At 56.2% G+C, this 19,883-nt stretch carries 15 protein-coding genes and 1 riboswitch; of the genes, 5 read left to right on the top strand and 10 right to left on the bottom strand.

Annotated elements, in window-relative coordinates:
• Window positions 1-338 precede the first annotated feature (338 nt).
• Together PLU01S_RS04210 and PLU01S_RS04205 are read right to left on the bottom strand one after the other, a co-directional pair.
• Window positions 339-959: a TetR/AcrR family transcriptional regulator gene (locus PLU01S_RS04210; RefSeq protein WP_074822662.1), complete on the bottom strand. Its 621-nt coding sequence runs from the start codon at window positions 957-959 to the stop codon at window positions 339-341.
• A gap of 65 nt (window positions 960-1,024) precedes the next feature.
• The gene (locus PLU01S_RS04205) at window positions 1,025-1,429 is read right to left on the bottom strand and encodes an acyl-CoA thioesterase (RefSeq protein WP_010795573.1); all 405 of its coding nucleotides are present in this window, start codon (window positions 1,427-1,429) and stop codon (window positions 1,025-1,027) included.
• A gap of 186 nt (window positions 1,430-1,615) precedes the next feature.
• Window positions 1,616-1,711, top strand: a riboswitch (S-adenosyl-L-homocysteine riboswitch).
• A gap of 69 nt (window positions 1,712-1,780) precedes the next feature.
• Between PLU01S_RS04205 and ahcY the strand changes: the two genes are divergently transcribed.
• The 3 genes from ahcY to rhlE2 all read left to right on the top strand — a co-directional run bounded on the left by ahcY (window position 1,781) and on the right by rhlE2 (window position 6,238).
• Complete coding sequence (gene ahcY, locus PLU01S_RS04200; RefSeq protein WP_010795574.1) at window positions 1,781-3,187, top strand: adenosylhomocysteinase; 1,407 nt, start codon at window positions 1,781-1,783, stop codon at window positions 3,185-3,187.
• Between the two features lie 117 nt (window positions 3,188-3,304).
• Window positions 3,305-4,153 carry a methylenetetrahydrofolate reductase [NAD(P)H] gene (metF, locus tag PLU01S_RS04195; RefSeq protein WP_010795575.1) on the top strand — a complete coding sequence of 283 codons (849 nt, stop codon included), beginning with the start codon at window positions 3,305-3,307 and terminating at the stop codon, window positions 4,151-4,153.
• 147 nt (window positions 4,154-4,300) lie between these two features.
• A complete protein-coding gene (gene rhlE2 / locus PLU01S_RS04190) occupies window positions 4,301-6,238 on the top strand; it encodes an RNA helicase RhlE2 (RefSeq protein WP_074822426.1) in 1,938 nt (645 codons plus the stop codon).
• Between the two features lie 87 nt (window positions 6,239-6,325).
• Here the strand turns inward: rhlE2 and adeC are convergent, their stop codons facing one another.
• The 6 genes from adeC to PLU01S_RS04160 form a co-directional block, all read right to left on the bottom strand.
• A complete protein-coding gene (gene adeC / locus PLU01S_RS04185) occupies window positions 6,326-7,846 on the bottom strand; it encodes an AdeC/AdeK/OprM family multidrug efflux complex outer membrane factor (RefSeq protein ID WP_074822423.1) in 1,521 nt (506 codons plus the stop codon).
• A 2-nt stretch (window positions 7,847-7,848) separates the two neighbouring features.
• Window positions 7,849-10,986 carry an efflux RND transporter permease subunit gene (locus PLU01S_RS04180; protein ID WP_074822419.1) on the bottom strand — a complete coding sequence of 1,046 codons (3,138 nt, stop codon included), beginning with the start codon at window positions 10,984-10,986 and terminating at the stop codon, window positions 7,849-7,851.
• 14 nt (window positions 10,987-11,000) lie between these two features.
• Window positions 11,001-12,215, bottom strand: coding sequence for an efflux RND transporter periplasmic adaptor subunit (locus PLU01S_RS04175; RefSeq protein WP_074822417.1), 1,215 nt, complete (start codon window positions 12,213-12,215; stop codon window positions 11,001-11,003).
• A 383-nt stretch (window positions 12,216-12,598) separates the two neighbouring features.
• On the bottom strand, window positions 12,599-13,177 hold the full coding sequence (locus PLU01S_RS04170; protein ID WP_026003820.1) for a YceI family protein: 579 nt from the start codon (window positions 13,175-13,177) through the stop codon (window positions 12,599-12,601).
• A gap of 30 nt (window positions 13,178-13,207) precedes the next feature.
• Window positions 13,208-13,756, bottom strand: coding sequence for a cytochrome b (locus tag PLU01S_RS04165; RefSeq protein ID WP_074822414.1), 549 nt, complete (start codon window positions 13,754-13,756; stop codon window positions 13,208-13,210).
• 197 nt (window positions 13,757-13,953) lie between these two features.
• Entirely contained in the window at window positions 13,954-15,528 is a 1,575-nt protein-coding gene (locus tag PLU01S_RS04160; RefSeq protein ID WP_010795582.1) for a flavin monoamine oxidase family protein, read from the bottom strand.
• Window positions 15,529-15,659: 131 nt separating this feature from the next.
• Here PLU01S_RS04160 and PLU01S_RS04155 point away from each other — a divergent pair, with 131 nt between their 5' ends.
• On the top strand, window positions 15,660-17,063 hold the full coding sequence (locus PLU01S_RS04155) for an adenosylmethionine--8-amino-7-oxononanoate transaminase (protein ID WP_074822411.1): 1,404 nt from the start codon (window positions 15,660-15,662) through the stop codon (window positions 17,061-17,063).
• Between the two features lie 71 nt (window positions 17,064-17,134).
• Here PLU01S_RS04155 and trxB read toward each other — a convergent pair whose 3' ends face one another.
• Together trxB and PLU01S_RS04145 are read right to left on the bottom strand one after the other, a co-directional pair.
• Entirely contained in the window at window positions 17,135-18,097 is a 963-nt protein-coding gene (trxB, locus tag PLU01S_RS04150) for a thioredoxin-disulfide reductase (protein ID WP_010795584.1), read from the bottom strand.
• A 177-nt stretch (window positions 18,098-18,274) separates the two neighbouring features.
• Window positions 18,275-18,874 carry a peroxiredoxin gene (locus PLU01S_RS04145; RefSeq protein WP_010795585.1) on the bottom strand — a complete coding sequence of 200 codons (600 nt, stop codon included), beginning with the start codon at window positions 18,872-18,874 and terminating at the stop codon, window positions 18,275-18,277.
• Window positions 18,875-19,110: 236 nt separating this feature from the next.
• Here PLU01S_RS04145 and cysZ point away from each other — a divergent pair, with 236 nt between their 5' ends.
• Window positions 19,111-19,881: a sulfate transporter CysZ gene (gene cysZ, locus PLU01S_RS04140; RefSeq protein WP_074822408.1), complete on the top strand. Its 771-nt coding sequence runs from the start codon at window positions 19,111-19,113 to the stop codon at window positions 19,879-19,881.
• Window positions 19,882-19,883 lie beyond the last annotated feature (2 nt).

Here is a 19,883-nt window from a genome sequence, read left to right as displayed (position 1 = left end):
CTGATCGCCCTTTCTCTCAATAAGCGTGCCGGAACCGTGATCGAAAACAGTCAGGGGAGCGGGCCTTGCGCTAAGTCCTTGATATCACACCTGGAATATTGGTTTGCCTAGCAAGGCAATGGCAGTTGATCACCGAAGCGAAGCGTCCTAACAACATTGTCAGGAATCAAACTGGTGCAGAAAAAAGCAGGGTGATCGCTTGCAAGCGTTGAAAAAGCAACCAACTCATTGATTAAGTTCAGAAAAGCCAAGCCATAGCCTGTGCAACAATTTGGTGAGCGACGATCACCAAGGCAGCGCCGGATACCCTTTATTCCTGACAGCTACGTTAGGAATGCTCAAGGCTCCAGACCAATTCCTCGCAGGATAACCGCCGTCACCGTCTGTACAGCCTGCTCGAACTGGCGGTCGCTTAAGGGCGTATGACCGTTGATTAGGTCGATCTGATAATTGAAATCTGCATAGTGCTGAGTCGAGGCCCAGATCATGTAGAGCAGATAAGCCGGCTCTACCGGCAGGATACGTTTGTCATCCACCCACTGCTTGATCTTGGCCTGCTTGAGTCTGGCCCACTCCATCAGGTGTTCATCCAGAGCGGCCCCCAGCAGCGGTGCACCATGCATGATTTCGTTGGCCCAGATCTTTGAGCCATAAGGGCGAGTACGGGAGTGGTTCATCTTGGCGCGGATATAGCTCGCCAGCACTACCCGGGGGTCATCGAACTGCTCGAAACAGATGGCATCCTGTTTCCAGAGTTCCAGTAATCCGAGCACCACCTCACGGTACAGGTCATCCTTGGTCGAGAAGTAATAATGCAGGTTCGACCGCGGCAGCTCTGCTTCCTGGGCAATATCGCCCATGGAAGCAGCACCAAACCCTTTCTCGGCAAACACCTTTTCGGCAGCCAGCAATATCTTCTGCGTATTCCTGCGGCGGATCTCGATCTTGTGATTAGCCATGGCATTTCCGATACGAGCAGTAAACGCCAAGGCTACTCCAAGGTCTGTCGCGAACCTAGAGCGACTCAGGCGCCCTTTTCTTCATCCTTGAACTGATCTTCGATGTACGTGATCTTCGTCTTGCCATGGGGAGTCGGATTACCCTCCTCGTCCAGGTTGACGAAGACGATCTTGTCGATGGTCAGAATGCTCTTGCGGGTAATCTTGTTGCGGACTTCACAGCGCAGGGTAATGGAGCTGCGGCCAAATTCAGTAGCCGTGATCCCTAGCTCGATGATGTCACCGATACGCGATGCGCTGACAAAATTGATCTCGGAAATATATTTGGTGACGACCCGCTGGTTGCCCAACTGAACGATGGCATAAATCGCAGCCTCTTCGTCTATCCACTTCAGCAGGCTGCCGCCAAACAGAGTGTTGTTGGCGTTCAGATCCTCGGGCTTTACCCACTTGCGTGTATGGAAATTCATGTCGTCTCCTTGAGTAATAGCGGTCCACAAGCTTAACCCTTTCCGCCGGTTAGAGAAGCCACCGAAGCGGTCGTTCCTCTCTATGCAGTCAATTACTGATCATCATGAATCCGGTACACCTACAAAGCCTGGGGATTGCCCGCTATACTTCGAGCCCATGGCGATTTTCAAATCGCCACCCGCCATCCTACCGAGGGGCGCTGCAGCAGGGTTTCCCTGTCAGGCTCGGGGGAGCGTAGCCGCAGGCCTGGCCTGCACACGCATCAACGGCGCCCATTCGCATTTACAGCTGTCCTGCAGCAGCACGTTATCGCCGGGGCAGCCAACAACTTCGAACGAATGGAGAGCTTAATGAGCGCTGTTATCACGCCTGCCGGTTTCAACGACTACAAGGTTGCCGACATTTCCCTGGCTGACTGGGGCCGCCGCGAAATCATCATCGCCGAGTCCGAAATGCCAGCCCTGATGGCCCTGCGTCGCAAGTACGCCGGCGAGCAACCGCTCAAGGGTGCCAAGATCCTGGGCTGCATCCACATGACCATCCAGACTGCCGTGCTGATCGAAACACTGGTCGCGCTGGGCGCTGAAGTGCGTTGGTCCTCCTGCAACATCTTCTCTACCCAGGATCAGGCCGCAGCCGCCATTGCCGCTGCCGGTATTCCTGTCTTTGCCTGGAAAGGTGAAACCGAAGAAGAATACGAGTGGTGCATCGAGCAGACCATCCTGAAAGATGGCCAGCCTTGGGATGCCAACATGGTCCTGGACGATGGTGGCGACCTGACCCAGATCCTGCATGACAAATACCCGCAGGCCCTGGAAAAAATTCACGGCGTTACTGAAGAAACCACTACTGGTGTACATCGCCTGCAGGACATGCTGAAGAAAGGCACCCTGAAGATCCCGGCGATCAACGTCAATGACTCCGTTACCAAGAGCAAGAACGACAACAAGTACGGCTGCCGTCACAGCCTGAACGACGCCATCAAGCGCGCTACCGACCACCTGCTCTCCGGCAAGCAGGCGCTGGTTGTCGGCTATGGCGACGTAGGCAAGGGTTCTGCTGCCTCCCTGCGCCAGGAAGGCATGATCGTAAAGGTGTCCGAGGTCGACCCGATCTGTGCCATGCAGGCCTGCATGGACGGCTATGAAGTCGTTTCGCCCTACAAGAATGGTCAGAACGATGGCACCGAAGCCTGCGTTGATGCCGACCTGCTGGGCAAGATCGACCTGATCGTCACCACAACCGGCAACGCCAACGTCTGCGACGCCAACATGCTGAAAAAGCTGAAGAAGCGCGCCGTGGTGTGCAACATTGGCCATTTCGACAATGAAATCGATACAGCCTTCATGCGCAAGAACTGGGGCTGGGAAGAAGTGAAGCCGCAGGTTCACAAGATTCACCGCACCGGTAAGGACATCGATCCGGCCAACGATGATTATTTGATCCTGCTGGCCGAAGGTCGCCTGGTCAACCTGGGCAACGCAACCGGCCACCCAAGTCGCATCATGGACGGCTCCTTTGCCAACCAGGTTCTGGCGCAGATGCACTTGTTCAACGAGAAGTTTGCCGACCTTCCTGTAGTCGAAAAGACCAAGAACGTCACGGTTATGGTTCTGCCCAAGAAGCTGGACGAAGAAGTGGCGCTGGAAATGGTCAAGGGCTTCGGCGGTGTCGTGACACGTCTGACCAAAGAACAGGCGGACTACATCGGCGTTGAGCAGGACGGCCCGTTCAAGCCGGAAACCTATCGCTACTAAGCGGTAGGCATCAATCGACACGGAGAAGGTCTTCCCCTTCTCCTCGGCAGTTCAGGACAACACCGCCCAAGCGGCGGTGTTTCTTGAGGAAGCGCCAATGCGCTCCAGGAATTACCCATGACTCGTACCACACCCAACGTCAGTTTCGAGTTCTTCCCGACGAAGACCGAAGCCGGCCACGAAAAATTGCTCAATACTGCTCGCCAGCTGGCCGGCTACTCCCCAGAATTCTTCTCCTGCACTTATGGTGCTGGCGGCTCGACCCGGGACCGTACCCTCAATACCGTTCTTCAGCTCGACAGCGAGATTCGGATTCCTACAGCGCCCCACCTCTCCTGCGTAGGCGACTCCAAGGCCGAATTACGGGACCTGCTGATTCGCTACCGTGAAGCGGGCATCACGCGTATTGTGGCACTACGCGGTGATCTTCCTTCCGGCATGGGGATTTCCGGCGGCGAACTGCGTTACGCCAACGAGTTGGTTAGCTTTATCCGCGAAGAAACCGGCGATCATTTCCACATTGAAGTTGCCGCTTATCCGGAAGTTCATCCCCAGGCACGCAACTTCGAAGCCGATCTCGCCAATTTTGTTCGCAAAATCAAGGCTGGAGCCAACGGCGCGATCACACAATACTTTTTTAATGCCGACAGCTACTTTCATTTTGTCGACAGAGCGTGCAAGCTAGGCGCAGACGTACCCATCATTCCTGGCATCATGCCGATTACCAACTACAGCAGCCTGGCTCGCTTTTCCGAAGCCTGTGGCGCCGAAATCCCACGCTGGATTCGCAAGCAGTTGGAAGCGTATGCTGACGATGTCAAAAGCATTCAGGCGTTTGGCCAGGAAATCGTGACAGACATGTGTGAACGCTTGCTGGCCGGCGGAGCGCCTGCCCTGCACTTCTACACATTGAATCAGGCTGAACCCAGCCTGGCCATTTGGAATAACCTTGGCTTTAAAAGCTGAACATCATCGCCTGGAGCCATTTTCCAGCCTTCCACCCAGCGCAGGGCGGTAGCGTGTGGAGAAGACGAACACATTATTGTCGTCAGTTTCAGGCGAAACCGCGCCCCAACGTCGGCGGGACGCCGACTTAGTAGACAGGAACCCCGCATGTCCTTCACTTCCCTCGGTCTCTCCGAGGCCCTATCCCGCGCAGTAAACGACGCGGGTTATGTCAACCCGACTCCCGTTCAACAACGGGCCATTCCCGCTGTACTGCAAGGCCGTGACCTGATGGTTGCCGCCCAGACCGGTACTGGCAAGACGGGTGGATTCGCCCTCCCCGTTCTCGAACGGCTCTTTCCGAACGGACAACCTGACGGCAAAAAAGCCGGTCCGCGCCAAGCCCGTGTGTTGGTATTGACGCCTACCCGGGAGCTGGCCGCCCAAGTGCATGATAGTTTCAAGATCTATGCACGCGACCTTCCCATGCGTAGCACCTGCATCTTTGGTGGTGTTGGCATGAAGCCCCAGGTCACTGCGCTCTCCAAGGGCCTTGACGTCCTGGTAGCGTGCCCTGGTCGTCTTCTGGACCTTGCCGGTCAGAATAACGTCGATCTGTCAGCCATCGAGATTCTCGTGCTGGACGAAGCTGACCGCATGCTCGACATGGGCTTCATTCACGACGTGAAGAAGGTTCTCGCCCTGCTTCCCAAAGAACGGCAGAACCTGCTGTTTTCGGCAACGTTCTCCAAAGACATTACCGATTTGGCCGACAAGCTCCTGCGTAATCCCGAGCGCATCCAGGTCACGCCGCCAAACACCACGGTCGAACGTATCGAGCAGCGTGTCTTCCGTATTGCCGCTGCCCAGAAACGCGCCTTGCTGGCTCATCTGATTACTCTTGGCGCCTGGGAACAAGTGCTGGTCTTCACACGGACCAAGCACGGTGCCAACCGCCTGGCCGAATACCTGAACAAGAACGGCCTTCCGGCTGCGCCTATCCATGGAAACAAGAGCCAGAACGCACGTACCAAAGCGCTGGCCGATTTCAAGGACAATTCCATTCGCGTGCTCGTAGCAACCGATATTGCCGCTCGCGGTCTGGACATCGACCAGCTTCCCCATGTCGTCAACTTCGAGTTGCCGAACGTGGAGGAAGATTACGTACACCGCATCGGCCGTACAGGTCGTGCCGGTCGTAGCGGCGAAGCCATATCCCTTGTGTCTCCCGACGAGGAGAAACTGCTGCGCGCCATCGAGCGCCTGACCAAGCAGAACATCCCTGACGGTGACATGCAGGGCTTTGACCCTGCCAGCGCACCGGTTGAGAAAGTGGAAGCGCGTGAGCCACGCGAGCCCCGTCGCCAGGCACGACAGCCACGTGCACCCCGCAAAGAGCAGCCTGCAAGAGCAGCGGAAGGTGAAGTTTCTGCTGAACACGCAGCACCACAGCACGAGGAGCGGCAGGCACGCCAGCCACGTCGTGGCCGCCAGCAGAACCAGGGTCAGGACCAGGCACGCGCCGGTAGAAACAAGCCACGCCAGGAGCGCAGCGGCGAGCGCCAGCCACAGCAGACAACTCAGAGCCCCCAGAACCGCGATCCGGAAGAATTTCTGGATGACGATTTCGATAACTTTGGTAACCGGGTCGATTATGTCAGCCCTTATCAAGGCAAGAATCGCCGTAATGGTGGTCCGCGTCGTCCAGGTCAAGGGCAACCGCCGCGTACCCATAGCCAAGGCGCAGCGACTTCAGGCGCTACGGCTCAAGCACGCCCGCCCCGTCCTAGACAAGGTGCGGCCAATGCCAGCAACGCGCCTGCAACCGATAGTCGTGGCCCAGCTCAGAACAAGCGTCGCAACAAGCCGGCCGGACAACGTCCCCGTCAGGAGAATCGTCCTTACCAGCCACGCGAACCCCGTGAGCCGCGTCCCGCTATGACAGAGGAGCGTGCACCCAGCAAGCCGCAACCTCGCATTCTGCACAAACCTTCTCGTGCAGACCGCATGCTGACGCCTGAGCAGCTGGATTCGCTCCAGGTTCGTCCAAAGGCTGAAAAGCCTGCCTTGCTGACACGTAATCGCTCGGCTGACGCTGACGCTTGATGCGTTTTCCCTCCAGCGCAGGCTGGAGGGAAAAATAGGCATAAAAAAAGCCGACTCAATCGAGTCGGCTTTTTCATGTCTGCCTTACTAGCGCTTTGATGTGATTGCGGGCGTCGCACTGACGTTGTTATCCGTCGTACGCTCCAACCAGCCACCGCCTAACGCCTTGTACAGCGTCACACTGCTGCTGAGCTGATTAAGGCGGTCTGCGAGCAGCTGCTCCTGAGCCGAATATAAGGATCGCTGCGCATCAAGCACAGTCAGGTAGTTATCGATGCCCTGACGGTAACGCTTCTCAGCCAAATCGTAATACTCCTGACTTGCCGTCACCAGATCACGCTGGGCCTGAAGTTGGTCATCATAAGTTCCCTGTGCAGCTAGAGAATCAGACACTTCCCGGAAGGCTGTCTGGATGGCTTTCTCATACGCAGCGATATTGATGTCCTTCTGGATCTTGGCCGCATCGAGGCTTGCCTTCAGACTACCGGCGGTAAAGATCGGGATATTGATGCTGGGTGCGAATGTCCAGTATCCCGAATGGGCATCAAACAAGCCAGAAAGCTCCCGGCTACCCGTTCCACCCTGGGCGGTCAGGCTGATGCTTGGGAAGAACGCTGCCCTGGCGGCTCCAATATTGGCATTGGCTGCCTTGAGGTTAAGCTCGGCCTGCAAAACATCCGGACGGCGCTGTAACAGCTGCGACGGCAAGCCAGCTGGCAGCTTGGCCAGCAGGTCATTGTCATCCAAGCTCTTGCCGGCCGGTAAATCGGTCGGCAAGGGCGCGCCCAACAGCAACCCCAGCGCATTGCGATCCTGCGCCTCCTGACGAGTGTACTGCGCAAGACTCGCCCGAGCGCCCTCCAGCGCCGTACGGGACTGACGTAGATCTAGACCGCTACCCACCCCATTATCCAACAGACGCTTGGTCAGATCGAATGAGCGCTGATAAGCGTCCAGTGTATCGCGGGTAAGCTGGAGCAATTTCTGATCGGTTTTCCAGGTGAAGTAGGCGTTAGCCACTTCGGAAATCAGGCTGATCTGCGTACTGCGCCGCGCCTCAACGGTTGCAAAATAACTTTGCAAGGCCTGCTCGTTCAAACTACGCAACCGACCGAACAGATCCAGCTCATAGGCCGACATACCAAGCGTTACCGTGTATTGGCTGTTGATCGAGCCGCTACGAGAGCTTCCCGCGCCAGCCTGACCAGTGCTTTGCAGCAACTCCTGGATCGCCGCTGCCGAGCTCATGTCTGCTGGCGTACGCGTCCGCGAACCATTGGCATTGACGCCAATGGTCGGGAACAGCTCTGCACGTTGGATACGATACTGCGCCTGATACAGGCGAACATTCAGAGCCGCCTGCCGCAGATCACGGTTGTTATCCAGAGCGACTTGAATCAGACGCTGCAATTGCGGATCGCTATAGAACTCACGCCAGCCAATATCGGCCGTGTATTCCGAACCACTGCTGGTTGGATTGCCTTTGTACGCCTCGCCTTGCGGCCAAGCGTTTTCCACAGGCGATGCAGGCCGCTCGTAGTCGGGAATCAGGGTGCAGCCCGAAAGCAGCACTGCACCTATTGCGATGGATAAAAGAGACTTCTTCATACTCAATGTCTTCCCTCGGCGCCTGATTCCTGATCACGTGAAGCCTTGTCCTTGAACAGACTGCTGACCACGACGTAGAACATGGGAATCCAGAAGATCGCCAAAACGGTTGCGGTTACCATCCCGCCAATCACACCCGTACCAACCGCATGCTGACTACCGGAGCTGGCACCATTGGAGATGGCCAGCGGAACCACGCCCAAGATAAAGGCCATGGACGTCATGATAATCGGGCGTAGACGCATCCGTGCGGCTTCTACGGCGGCATCGACGATGTTCTTGCCGCCCTCGTGCAATTCTTTAGCAAACTCCACGATCAGAATCGCGTTCTTGGCTGACAAACCAATGGTGGTTAGCAGGCCCACCTGGAAGAACACGTCGTTTGCCAAACCTCGGAAGTAGGTAGCCAGAAGCGCACCGATCACGCCCAGCGGCACTACCAGAATAACCGCAATCGGGATCGACCAGCTCTCATACAGTGCTGCCAGACAGAGGAAGACCACTACCAGGGACAAGGCATACAAGGCAGGTGCCTGCGAACCTGAAAGTCGCTCTTCGTACGACATGCCGGTCCAGGCAATACCAACGCCCTGCGGTAGCTCCTTGGCCATGTTCTCGATTTCGGTCATGGCATCGCCCGTACTGTAACCAGGCGCAGGAGAGCCCTGGATCTCGACAGACGAGATACCGTTATAACGCTCAAGCTTGGGTGAACCGTAGACCCACTCGCCATGGGCAAAGGCCGATACCGGCACCATCTCGCCATTGCTGTTACGTACGTACCACTTGCTCAGATCTTCCGGGTTCATCCGTGAATCGGCTTCGCCCTGTACATACACACGCTTTACGCGGCCTCTGTCGATGAAGTCATTGACGTAACTGGAGGCCCAGGCAATTGACAAGGTCTGGTTGATATCGGTCTGGGACAGACCTAGCGCACGGGCCTTTTCATCGTCGATGATCAGCTTGTACTGCGCTTCGTCATTCAAACCATTGGGGCGAGTCTGAGTCAGCTTCGGATTCTGTGCCGCCATGCCCAGCAATTGATTCCGCGCCTCCATCAACTTCTCATGGCCAAGGCCGGAGTTGTCCTGAAGATAGAAGTCGAAACCGGTAGCGTTACCCAGCTCAAGTACCGCTGGCGGAACGATGGCAAAGATCATGGCATCCTTGATCTGCGACAGATAACCCATAGCGCGTCCGGCTACCGCACTGGCGCGATCCTTGGCATCCGGACGATCTTCCCAAGGCTTGAGCTGAACGAATGCAAGGCCGGAGCTCTGACCACGACCGGCAAAGCTGAAGCCGTTGACCGTAAACATGGAGCTGACTGCCGACGGCTCGTTCTTCATCATCATTTCGCGCATCTGATCCAGCGCAACCTGAGTGCGTGCCGCAGACGATCCAGTTGGTGTGGTTACCTGCACGAAAATTACGCCCTGGTCTTCCTCAGGCAGGAAGGATGATGCAATGCGGGTAAACATGAACGCCATGCCAGCCAGAATGACGACATATACCAGCAGGAACGGTACCTTGTGACGGATAACAGTAGCGACGCTGCGCTCATAACGGTTGACGCCACTGTCGAACTTGCGGTTGAACCAGCCAAAGAAGCCGCGCTTCTCGTGATGGTTCTTGTCGACCGGTTTGAGGATCGTGGCGCATAGCGCGGGCGTCAGAATCAGGGCGACCAGTACCGACAGCGCCATGGCTGAAACGATGGTAATTGAGAACTGCCGGTAGATCACCCCGGTCGAGCCGCCAAAGAAGGCCATCGGCACGAATACCGCTGACAGCACCAGAGCGATACCCACCAGCGCGCCCTGGATCTGATCCATGGACTTGCGGGTCGCTTCCTTGGGACTTAGCCCCTCTTCCGCCATGACCCGTTCGACGTTTTCCACCACAACGATGGCATCGTCCACGAGCAGACCAATCGCCAGCACCATCCCGAACATGGTCAGGATATTGATGGTAAAGCCTGACGCGAACAGGATACCGAACGTACCCAGCAGAACGACCGGAACTGCAATAGTCGGGATCAAAGTGGCTCGGAAGTTCTGCAGGAACAGATACATCACGAGGAATACGAGCAGAATCGCCTCGCCCAGTGTCTTGACCACCTCATGAATGGAGGCAGTTACAACAGGCGTGGTGTCATACGGGTACACCACTTCCATGCCTTCAGGCATGAACGGCTTGAGTTGCTCGATGGTCGCACGAACGGCCTTGGACGTGTCCAGAAGGTTGGCCCCGGTCGCCAGACGCAGCGCCATACCCGACGCAGGCTTGCCGTTGAACTGGGCGTCGATCGAATAGTTTTCACCGCCCAGCTCGATACGTGCGACGTCACGCAGCCGCACCTGGGAACCATCGGGATTGACCTTCAGGAAAATGTTACCGAACTGCTCTGGGGTTTCCAGACGGGTACGGCCAATGATCGTAGCGGTGAGCTGCTGGTTTTCAACGGCAGGCAAACCGCCCAGCGAGCCCGAAGCCAACTGGACGTTCTGGCTCTGAATGGCATTGGAAACATCTCCGGGAATTAACTGATATTTATTCAGTTTGGCCGGATCCAGCCAAATACGCATGGCGTACTGCGAGCCGAAGACCTGGAAATCACCTACACCCGGGGTCCGCGCGATGGGGTCACGCATGTTGGACACGATGTAGTTGGACAGATCCTCACGAGTCAGGGAGTCGTTGTTTGACACCAGGCCCACTACCAGCATGAAGTTACGCTGATACTTGGCCACCCGAAGGCCCTGCTGCTGCACCTCCTGAGGCAGAAGCGGTGTCGCCAGCTGCAGCTTGTTCTGTACCTGAACCTGCGCAATGTCCGGGTCCGTGCCTTGGTTAAAGGTCACGATAATGGTCATGCTGCCATCGGAGTTGGACTCCGAGGAGAGATAACGCAAGTTGTCGATCCCGTTCATCTGCTGCTCGATGACCTGAACGACTGTATCCTGAACGGTCTGTGCCGACGCGCCGGGATAGCTCACCTGGATCGAAACAGCCGGTGCCGCGATGTTTGGGTACTGGTTGATCGGTAGGTTAAGAATGGCGAGACCGCCCGCCAGCATGATCACCAGGGCAAGTACCCAGGCGAAAATGGGGCGGTCAATAAAGAATCTTGACATCGACAGCGGCTCCCTTATTGCTGCTTGTCGGCACTACCCTGCTGAGCAGGTTGTGCCGAATCGCCAGGCCCAGCCACATTGGTGGCCGGCTTGGTCGTAACCGAAGCACCCGGGCGAATACGCTGCAGGTTTTCCGTAATCAATTGGTCGCCCGCCTTCAGGCCATCGGAGATCAGCCAGTTGGTGCCGATCGTACGCTCGGTCTTCACGGTACGCTGCTCGACCTTGTTGTCCGGCGTAACAACCATCGCTACGGCGTTACCTCTCGGGTCGCGCGAGATGCCCTGCTGTGGCGCCAGGATAGCCGTCTGACGGACTCCTTCCTGCAGTTGCGCACGCACGAACATGCCTGGCAGCAACAAACGGTCAGGGTTGGGGAACTCTGCACGAATGGTAACCGAGCCGGTTCCCTGATCCACTGACACCTCAGAGAACTGCAGCTTGCCCAGATGCTTGTATTCGGAACCGTCTTCCAGCATCAGCTTCACCTGGGCGGCATCTTCACCCGCCCGCTTGATCAGACCGCTGTCCAGCTCACGTCGCAGACGCAGCATCTCGGTGCTGGACTGCGTCACGTCCACGTAAATGGGATCAAGCTGATTGATGATGGCCAAGGCAGTCGCCTGATCAGCGGTAACCAGCGCACCTTCTGTCACCAGTGAACGACTGATCTGTCCCGAAATCGGCGCCGTCACCTTGGTATAGGCTAAATTGATCTCTGCAGTACGCAGATCAGCCTTGGCAGTCTCTACCTGGGCTTCGTTCTGCTTGAGAGTCGCCTGGGCGTCATCCGCTTCCTGGCGGCTGATCGCTTCGTCCTTTACCAAGGCAGCATAGCGCTGGGCCTTGAGCCGGTTGGACGCCATGGTCGCCTGCGCCTGTGCCAAAGTGGCCTTGGCTGCATTCAGGTTGGCCTGATAGGTGCGAGGATCGATCTGATAGAGCTGCTGGCCGGCCTTGACCTCAGAACCTTCCTTGAAGTAACGCTTCTGGAGAATACCACCGACCTGAGGTCTGACTTCCGCTACACGGAATGCCGAGGTCCGGCCAGGTAATTCAGTCGTCAGGGTAACCGGCTGTTCCTTGAGCGTAACCACACCCACTTCAACCGCTTGTGGCTGCTGTTGCTGAGCCTGCTGATCCTGATCCTGCTTACCGCATCCATTGAGCGTCAGCGTCGCCAGCAATAAAACCGGGACAAAATAAGCATGCGCCGACTTGATGTGCATATCGGAGTCCTTGAACAAAACCTTTGAATAGGGTGCTAGGCAACGCGACGCTATGCGGCCGCATCATTCTTGGCAGATTCTTGTGATCGCCCAATATACTTACGTACATGGTTGTTTGTAAACAGGAACAAGTCGCCTGCGGGGACTTATCCAAGCGATTGAAAAAACCATTTGGCATCTTGCTCCTGAGCTTTCAACAGACCCGCATTCGATGTGATGCGTTTCATGGTTAACAGGCTAGAGCACTGCTGAACTTGGTTATTTAGCCTAGACAGTGTGCAGAAGTTATGAAGATTTAAAGGCTATTATCACGTTTGTCAGACTAGGCCCATAAAAAAAGCGCAGCCCTTGCGGAACTGCGCTTTGTGTATCGAAATGTTTAGTTACTGGCGTACACCTTCCAGTGACAGGGTCAACTCAACCTCTTGCGAAGCCGGACCCAGGTCACGTTGGATGTTGAAATCCTTGAGCTTGAGCTTGGTCGAGCCTTCAAATCCGGCGCGGTAGCCACCCCACGGGTCATTGCCCTGCCCCATCAGCTTGGCCTTGATCACGACAGGCTTGGTCACGCCGTTGAGCGTCAGATTGCCTTCGATGTCAGCTGCATTATCACCTGTCGGCGTCACCTTGGTGGACTCGAAGGTTGCCGTCGGATGCGCTGATACGTTTAGGAAGTCGGCGCTGCGTAAATGCTTGTCACGTTCGGCATGGTTGGTGTCGACGCTATCGGTCTTGATCGTAACCTTCACCTTGTCTGCAGACGGATTTTTTTCGTCATAGGTGAAATTGCCATCAAAATCCTTGAATGTCCCATAGAGCCAGCTGTAGCCCAGGTGCTGAATACGGAACTGGATAAAGGCATGCTGCCCTTCCTTGTCGATCTTGTAATCGGCGGCCATGGCGTGGCCGGCGGTCAACAGTGCAGTTCCCAATGCCAGAGCAGCGAAGCTTTTCTTCAACATCATGATGTCTCCCTTCTGAAATAGGTCACGTCATGCCCGGCGTCGGCCGAACATGCGTAACAATGTGGCATCGCGGTCGATAAAGTGGTGCTTGAGCGCGGCAAGTACATGCAGCCCGCTCAGAATGATCAACGTCCAGGCCAACCAGAGATGAATCGCCCCAGCCCAATCAGCCTGATCACGCAACCCACTGACGGTAGCCGGCACATTAAACCAGCCAAATACGTTGATCGGTTGGCCTTCAGCCGTCGAGATGAAATAACCGGCGACCATAACGCCCAGCATGAGTGCATACAGCGCCAGATGGCCAAACGTGGCAGCCAATTGAGTCGTTCGGCTTCCTTCGATGGCAGGCGGCCGACTGACGAAACGCCAGACGATACGCATGAGCAGAGCAATCAGCAGAAGAATGCCGATGCCCTTGTGAATCTCGGGTGCCCGGTGATACCAGGGACTGTAGTAATCAAGCCCCCGCATCCACAGTCCAAGCCAAAAGAGGGCAACGATGGCGATCGCCATCACCCAATGCAGGGTTACGCTGACAAGCCCATAGCGATGCGGATCGTTACGCCAATTCATCATGAATCTCCTTGTTCATGCTGCTAGCAAGCCTAGCGATAAACGTATCGAAACGAAGCGGAAAAAGTTGCTTTAATCGATCGTTTTATTAGATAGAACAAGATGACAACTCTGGCTGAACGGAAAACATAGGTGCTAGAGGGGGTAAGGCTAGAAGACCGCCCGGCAGGATGCCAGGCGGTGAAACATGTCGTAAATCAATGCATCCAGGAGAACATGCGAGAAAAGAAGCCCTTTTTCTCGTCAGTAGCTTTAGGTGCTGCGTCAGGCGCAAGGCTGGCAGGCTTGGCATCGGTAGGCTTGGTCTCAGGCGCAGCGGATTTACCTGCTGCGAGATCTTCGACCTGTCGAGCGGCCCGCTGACCGCTGGCCAAGGCGCCTTCCAATGTCCCCGGATGCAGCGCATCGGTATGCTCACCAGCAAAGACGACGCGCCCCTGAGGCTGCTCCCATACACGCCAGTAACGGCTGACCTGCCCCGGGCCATAGGCCAGATAGGAACCACCTACACCTGGGTCGGTGCTGTAGCGACGCACTTCGTAGCCGGAAAATGCACCGCGAGCCTTGGGATAAAAAGCGTTCAGACGGATCAGGACTTGATCTGCCAACTGGCGATCTCCGAACGCCTGCATCACACGGGCATTATCACCGGACAGGTTGATCAGCACGTTGGCGCCACCTTTCACAGCCGGCTCGATCCACAGCATGCCCAGCCCCTGATCACTATAGATTTCGCCAGACAGACGAGATTTGCTGTCCCAGACCGGCGTCTTGAACTTCAGAAGTATCTGGTCTCTCCATCCATAGTTCGTGCCTTTGAGCGCAGCCCGCTGTGCCTCGGCCAGTTCCGGCGTCATTTGGATCGAGCTTAAGGCACGCAGGGGCACTGCCATGACCACATAATCGGCATGGTACCCCGTAGGCCCTACCTTGACGGTCACGCCATCCTTGTCCTGCGAGATAGCCGACACCTTGGAGTTGGGCTTGAGCGTCTTGATCTGCTTGACAAATGCCTGGGCCAGCACGGTACTACCACCCGGCAGACGGGCCGCACGCAGATCGGCGTCACTGATATCCCGGTAGGCGCGGGTCTGCTGAGCCAGATACAACAGCGACAGGCGCGATGGCTCATCATAGCGGCTACGGATACGCTGATTGATCAGTTTGCGCGCCAATGGCGGTAGGTTCTGCTTATCCAGCCAGCTGGCCACGTTCGTCTGATCCAGTGCGAACAGGCCTTTTCCAGCGGTCGGCTTGAGCGGATCGCTGATTGATGCCGCAAGCTCATCCAGCGCCTTGTCGACGCGCTTGAGTGCAGCGCTCACGTCCGGCATTTTTTGAGCAAGATCTTCTGGCGAATAATACTGCCCATCGATTAGATAACCCGGCGTGCGCACATAGCTAGGTGCATCGACCGTCTTGATCTTGAAGGTATCCAGATAGCTATTGAGGGCCGGCTGAGCCTTGGCATTACCGATCCACTCACTGGTCGCCAGCGCTGAACGTCCGCCAACACTGGGCTTGGCTTCAAGTAGCGTCACCTGCCAACCGGCTTTTTGCAGCTCATAGGCCGAGGCCAGACCGGCCATGCCGGCGCCGATTACGATGGCCGACCGACCATTACCTTTGGCAACAGGCTGCTCCGATTCCTTTGCGGTCGGTTTTTCCGCATGCTTTTCAACATGCTTTTCCACCTTGCCTGCAGCCAGCGCAGATACGCTGAACAACCCATAAACAGCAAGCGCTCCGAGACGCGCTACACGTACCGACATCTTTCAGACTCCTCAGCCCCAACGGCGGTGCGCAGCATACGCCAGCGAAGCGGCATCCACTAGACGCGCCTTGCTACCGTTCGGAGCATTGCATAGGCTTGCCAGCCAAATGTGTTTGGAGGATGACCTTTATGGGCCTGAATGCCGAGTGGATGCAGCGTGACCTGGATGTGTTGTGGCATCCCTGCACCCAGATGAAAGACCATGAGCGCTTGCCAGTCATCCCGATCAAATCTGGTCGTGGTGTATGGCTGGAAGACTTTGAGGGCAACCGCTATCTTGATGCGGTCAGCTCGTGGTGGGTCAATGTATTTGGTCATGCCAACCCACGTATCAACCAGCGGATCAAGGATCAGGTCGACCAACTGGAGCATGTGATTCTGGCCGGCTTCAGCCACCAGCCTGTGATTGAGTTGTCCGAACGGCTGGTGCAGCTGACCCCAGCGGGCCTTGATCGCGTCTTCTATGCCGATAACGGATCGTCCTGCATCGAAGTTGCGTTGAAAATGAGCTACCACTACTGGCTCAACAGCGGAAAGCCTGAAAAGAACAAGTTTGTCACCTTGACCAACAGCTACCATGGCGAAACGGTAGCGGCCATGTCGGTAGGCGATGTCGCGCTTTTCACCGAAACCTATAAATCGCTCCTGCTGAATACCCTCAAGGTTCCCAGCCCCGACTGTTACCTGCGACCGGAAGGCATGGATTGGGAAGCGCACTCCCGCGCTATGTTTCTCCATATGGAGCAGACTCTGGCAGAGCATCATCAGGAAGTAGCCGCTGTCATCATCGAGCCGCTGATTCAGGGTGCCGGCGGAATGCGCATGTACCATCCGGTTTACTTGAAGCTATTGCGTGAGGCGTGTGACCGCTATGGCGTGCACCTTATCCACGACGAGATTGCCGTCGGCTTTGGCCGTACCGGAACGATGTTTGCGTGCGAGCAGGCCGGTATCCGCCCGGATTTTCTGTGCCTGTCCAAGGCTCTTACAGGCGGCTATCTGCCTCTTGCAGCCTGCCTCACTACAGATGACATCTACCAGGCGTTCTATGATGAATACGATACCCTGCGTGCGTTCCTGCATTCCCACAGCTACACAGGCAACCCGCTGGCCTGCGCCGCAGCCCTGGCAACGTTGGATATCTTTGCAGAAGACAAGGTAATAGAGGCCAATCAGGCACTGGCTGCGCGGATGCAACAGGCCACCCAGCATCTGGTAGATCATCCCAATGTCGCCGAAGTGCGCCAGACCGGAATGGCGCTCGCCATCGAGATGGTTCAGGACAAAGGCACCAAAACACCATTCCCCTGGCAGGAACGACGTGGCCTCAAGGTATTCCAGCATGGACTTACCCGGGGAGCCCTGCTTCGTCCGCTGGGTAACGTGGTCTACTTCTTGCCGCCCTACATCATCACGCCAGAAGAGATTGATTTTCTGGCCGAGGTCGCCAGTGAAGGAATCGACATAGCCACTCGTGAAACCCTACAGGTTCCAGTGAGCGGCTTTCATCCGAATCATCGCGACCCGGGTTGACTCAGCCAAACAAAAAAGCCCCGCACAAGCGGGGCTTTTTCATGAAACCACAGGGTTTACCAGAGACTGGCTTACCAGAGGTTATCGCCCAGGCCATCCAGGTAGCGCTCGACATCCAGCGCAGCCATGCAGCCAGCGCCTGCCGAGGTAATCGCCTGACGGTAAGTGTGGTCGGCGATATCACCGGCAGCAAACACACCCTCGATGCTGGTTGCCGTAGCATTGGACTCACGGCCGCCCTTGACCACTACATAGCCATCCTTCAGCTCAAGCTGACCTTCGAACAGCGAGGAGTTTGGCGTATGGCCAATCGCAACGAACAGGCCGGCAACTTGGATTTCATCCATGCTGCCATCGTTGTTCTTCAGGCGAACACCAGTAACGCCCATATTGTCGCCCAGCACTTCGTCTACAGCTGCGTTGAGCTTCAGCTCGATCTTGCCTTCGGCCACACGGGACTTCAGCTTGTCCTGTAGAATCTTTTCAGCGCGGAACGTATCGCGGCGGTGGATCAGCGTGACTTTGCTGGCAATGTTGGCCAGGTAAAGCGCTTCTTCCACAGCAGTGTTACCACCGCCCACTACAGCCACTTCACGATTACGGTAGAAGAAACCGTCACAGGTGGCGCAGGCCGACACGCCCTTGCCCATGAAGCTCTCTTCGCTGGTCAGGCCCAGGTAGCGGGCACTGGCGCCGGTTGCGATGATCAGTGCATCACAGGTATAGGTGCCACTGTCACCCGTGAGGGTGAAAGGCTTGTTGGCCAGATCCACACCGTTGATATGGTCGAACACGATCTCGGTTTCAAAGCGCTGGGCATGCTCACGCATCCGCTCCATCAGCGCAGGCCCTGTCAGATCGTGGGGGTCGCCCGGCCAGTTGTCTACCTCAGTCGTGGTAGTCAGCTGTCCGCCCATCTGCATGCCAGTAATCAGTAACGGCTTGAGGTTGGCGCGTGCAGCATAGACTGCCGCGGTGTAACCGGCAGGGCCGGAACCGAGAATGATGACTCGAGCATGACGAACTTCAGACATGTTTGTCTCCATGCCGCGCATAGGGCGTCGGCACACGTGCTAATAATAAAAAGGGCTGTCGAAGCACCAGGGGAAGGCTTACAAAGTCGACAGCCCGCGAACCGTGCGGGATTTCCCACTTATTGTCCAGAACCTTGTCTGGATGGCAGGCCCGTGTAGGACCTGCCTGCCCAATAGTTACAGATTATGAGCATTCTCAGCCAGGTAGTTGGCGACGCCCTCTGCGTCGGCCTTCATACCTTTCTGCCCCTTGCGCCAGCCAGCCGGGCAGACTTCGCCATGTTCTTCAGTGAACTGCAGTGCCTCAACCAGACGCACCATCTCATCCACTTCCCGGCCCAGCGGCAGGTTGTTGACCACTTGATGCTGCACGACGCCTTCCTTGTCGATCAGGAAAGACGCTCGCAACGCCACGCCGTCCGAATGCTCGATGCCATAGGCGCGAACTACTTCGTGCTTGACGTCAGCCACCATGGTGAACTCGACCGGGCCAATGCCGCCTTTCTCTACTGGCGTATTACGCCAGGCGTAGTGCGTGTAGGTAGAGTCAATGGACACACCAACAACCTCTACGCCCAGCTCACGGAATTTAGCGATGCGGTTATTGTGGGCAATGATTTCCGACGGGCAAACAAAGGTGAAATCCAGCGGCCAGAAGAACAGCACAACGTATTTGCCACGCAAAGTGGACAGCTGGAAGTTCTCGACAATAGTACCGTTAGCTAGAACAGCTGGAGCTGTAAAATCCGGGGCCTGCTTGTTTACCAGAACGCTCATTAGCCTCTCCTTAACGCGATAAGGCAGCAGCCTACGCGGCTTGCCGCTTTGGATAAAATGGCGAGTTTCAATCCAAATCATAGGCATAACCTATGCGGACCCGCCTGATGTCGGACACTATGGTACGCCACAACGCACAACCCTAGAATCACGTCACGGCTGTTTACAGGTCACTATTGGCATTCGACCGTAATAAGGCTTCATTATTGCGCTCTTACTCGCTACCGGAGTTTTGAATGAGCAAGCCTTTATCCGGCCCTTTGTATTTCAGTGAGGGCCTGAAACTGATCCTGCGGCCTGGCCTGCGTCGCTTTGTCGTACTGCCCCTGTCGATCAATCTCATCCTGTTCATCGCAACGATCAGCTTTGCGCTAAGCAAGTTCAATGGCTGGGTGCATCATCTGATGCCTTCCATTCCTTCATACTTAAGCTTTCTGGATTATGTACTGGTACCGTTGCTGTACGTTTTTTTCTTCGTACTCGTCCTGTTCATGATCTATTTCACGTTCACCATGGTGGCTAACATCATTGCGGCACCTTTCAATGGCTTTCTCTCCGAGAAGGTTGAGGTCGTGGTACGCGGCCAGGACGACTTCCCGCCGTTCAGCACGGGAGAGTTAGTTGCCATGATTCCCAGAACCATGGTGCGGGAATTCAAAAAACTGCGGTACTACCTACCCCGTGCACTGGGGTTATTGGTGCTCTCGTTCATTCCAGGACTTAATCTAATTGCTCCACCGCTTTGGCTGCTGTTTGGCGTCTGGATGATGGCGGTGCAGTACATCGACTATCCAGCGGACAACCACAAGCTGGGCTTTACCGAAATGCTGGCCTGGTTGCGTAGCAAGCGGACACGCTGCCTGGGATTTGGCGGAATTACATACCTGGCCCTTCTGGTCCCGGTCGTGAATGTGGTGTTCATGCCTGCAGCAGTGGCTGGCGCGACGCTATTTTGGGTCAGAGAGGGTGGCGCAAAGGCATTGCCTGCAGCGGGGGAGCCTCGGTAACT

Source organism: Pseudomonas luteola NBRC 103146 (assembly GCF_002091675.1).
Lineage (GTDB): Bacteria > Pseudomonadota > Gammaproteobacteria > Pseudomonadales > Pseudomonadaceae > Chryseomonas > Chryseomonas luteola.
The sequence above is the reverse complement of the archived record's forward strand: the minus strand, read 5'-3'. Positions and strand labels throughout refer to the sequence as shown.

Bases quoted from the DNA above. Each gene is read 5' to 3' on its own strand.
- PLU01S_RS04210 (WP_074822662.1), bottom strand. From the start codon at position 959: ATGGCTAATCACAAGATCGAGATCCGCCGCAGGAATACGCAGAAGATA.
- PLU01S_RS04205 (WP_010795573.1), bottom strand. From the start codon at position 1,429: ATGAATTTCCATACACGCAAGTGGGTAAAGCCCGAGGATCTGAACGCC.
- ahcY (WP_010795574.1), top strand. From the start codon at position 1,781: ATGAGCGCTGTTATCACGCCTGCCGGTTTCAACGACTACAAGGTTGCC.
- metF (WP_010795575.1), top strand. From the start codon at position 3,305: ATGACTCGTACCACACCCAACGTCAGTTTCGAGTTCTTCCCGACGAAG.
- rhlE2 (WP_074822426.1), top strand. From the start codon at position 4,301: ATGTCCTTCACTTCCCTCGGTCTCTCCGAGGCCCTATCCCGCGCAGTA.
- adeC (WP_074822423.1), bottom strand. From the start codon at position 7,846: ATGAAGAAGTCTCTTTTATCCATCGCAATAGGTGCAGTGCTGCTTTCG.
- PLU01S_RS04180 (WP_074822419.1), bottom strand. From the start codon at position 10,986: ATGTCAAGATTCTTTATTGACCGCCCCATTTTCGCCTGGGTACTTGCC.
- PLU01S_RS04175 (WP_074822417.1), bottom strand. From the start codon at position 12,215: ATGCACATCAAGTCGGCGCATGCTTATTTTGTCCCGGTTTTATTGCTG.
- PLU01S_RS04170 (WP_026003820.1), bottom strand. From the start codon at position 13,177: ATGTTGAAGAAAAGCTTCGCTGCTCTGGCATTGGGAACTGCACTGTTG.
- PLU01S_RS04165 (WP_074822414.1), bottom strand. From the start codon at position 13,756: ATGAATTGGCGTAACGATCCGCATCGCTATGGGCTTGTCAGCGTAACC.
- PLU01S_RS04160 (WP_010795582.1), bottom strand. From the start codon at position 15,528: ATGTCGGTACGTGTAGCGCGTCTCGGAGCGCTTGCTGTTTATGGGTTG.
- PLU01S_RS04155 (WP_074822411.1), top strand. From the start codon at position 15,660: ATGGGCCTGAATGCCGAGTGGATGCAGCGTGACCTGGATGTGTTGTGG.
- trxB (WP_010795584.1), bottom strand. From the start codon at position 18,097: ATGTCTGAAGTTCGTCATGCTCGAGTCATCATTCTCGGTTCCGGCCCT.
- PLU01S_RS04145 (WP_010795585.1), bottom strand. From the start codon at position 18,874: ATGAGCGTTCTGGTAAACAAGCAGGCCCCGGATTTTACAGCTCCAGCT.
- cysZ (WP_074822408.1), top strand. From the start codon at position 19,111: ATGAGCAAGCCTTTATCCGGCCCTTTGTATTTCAGTGAGGGCCTGAAA.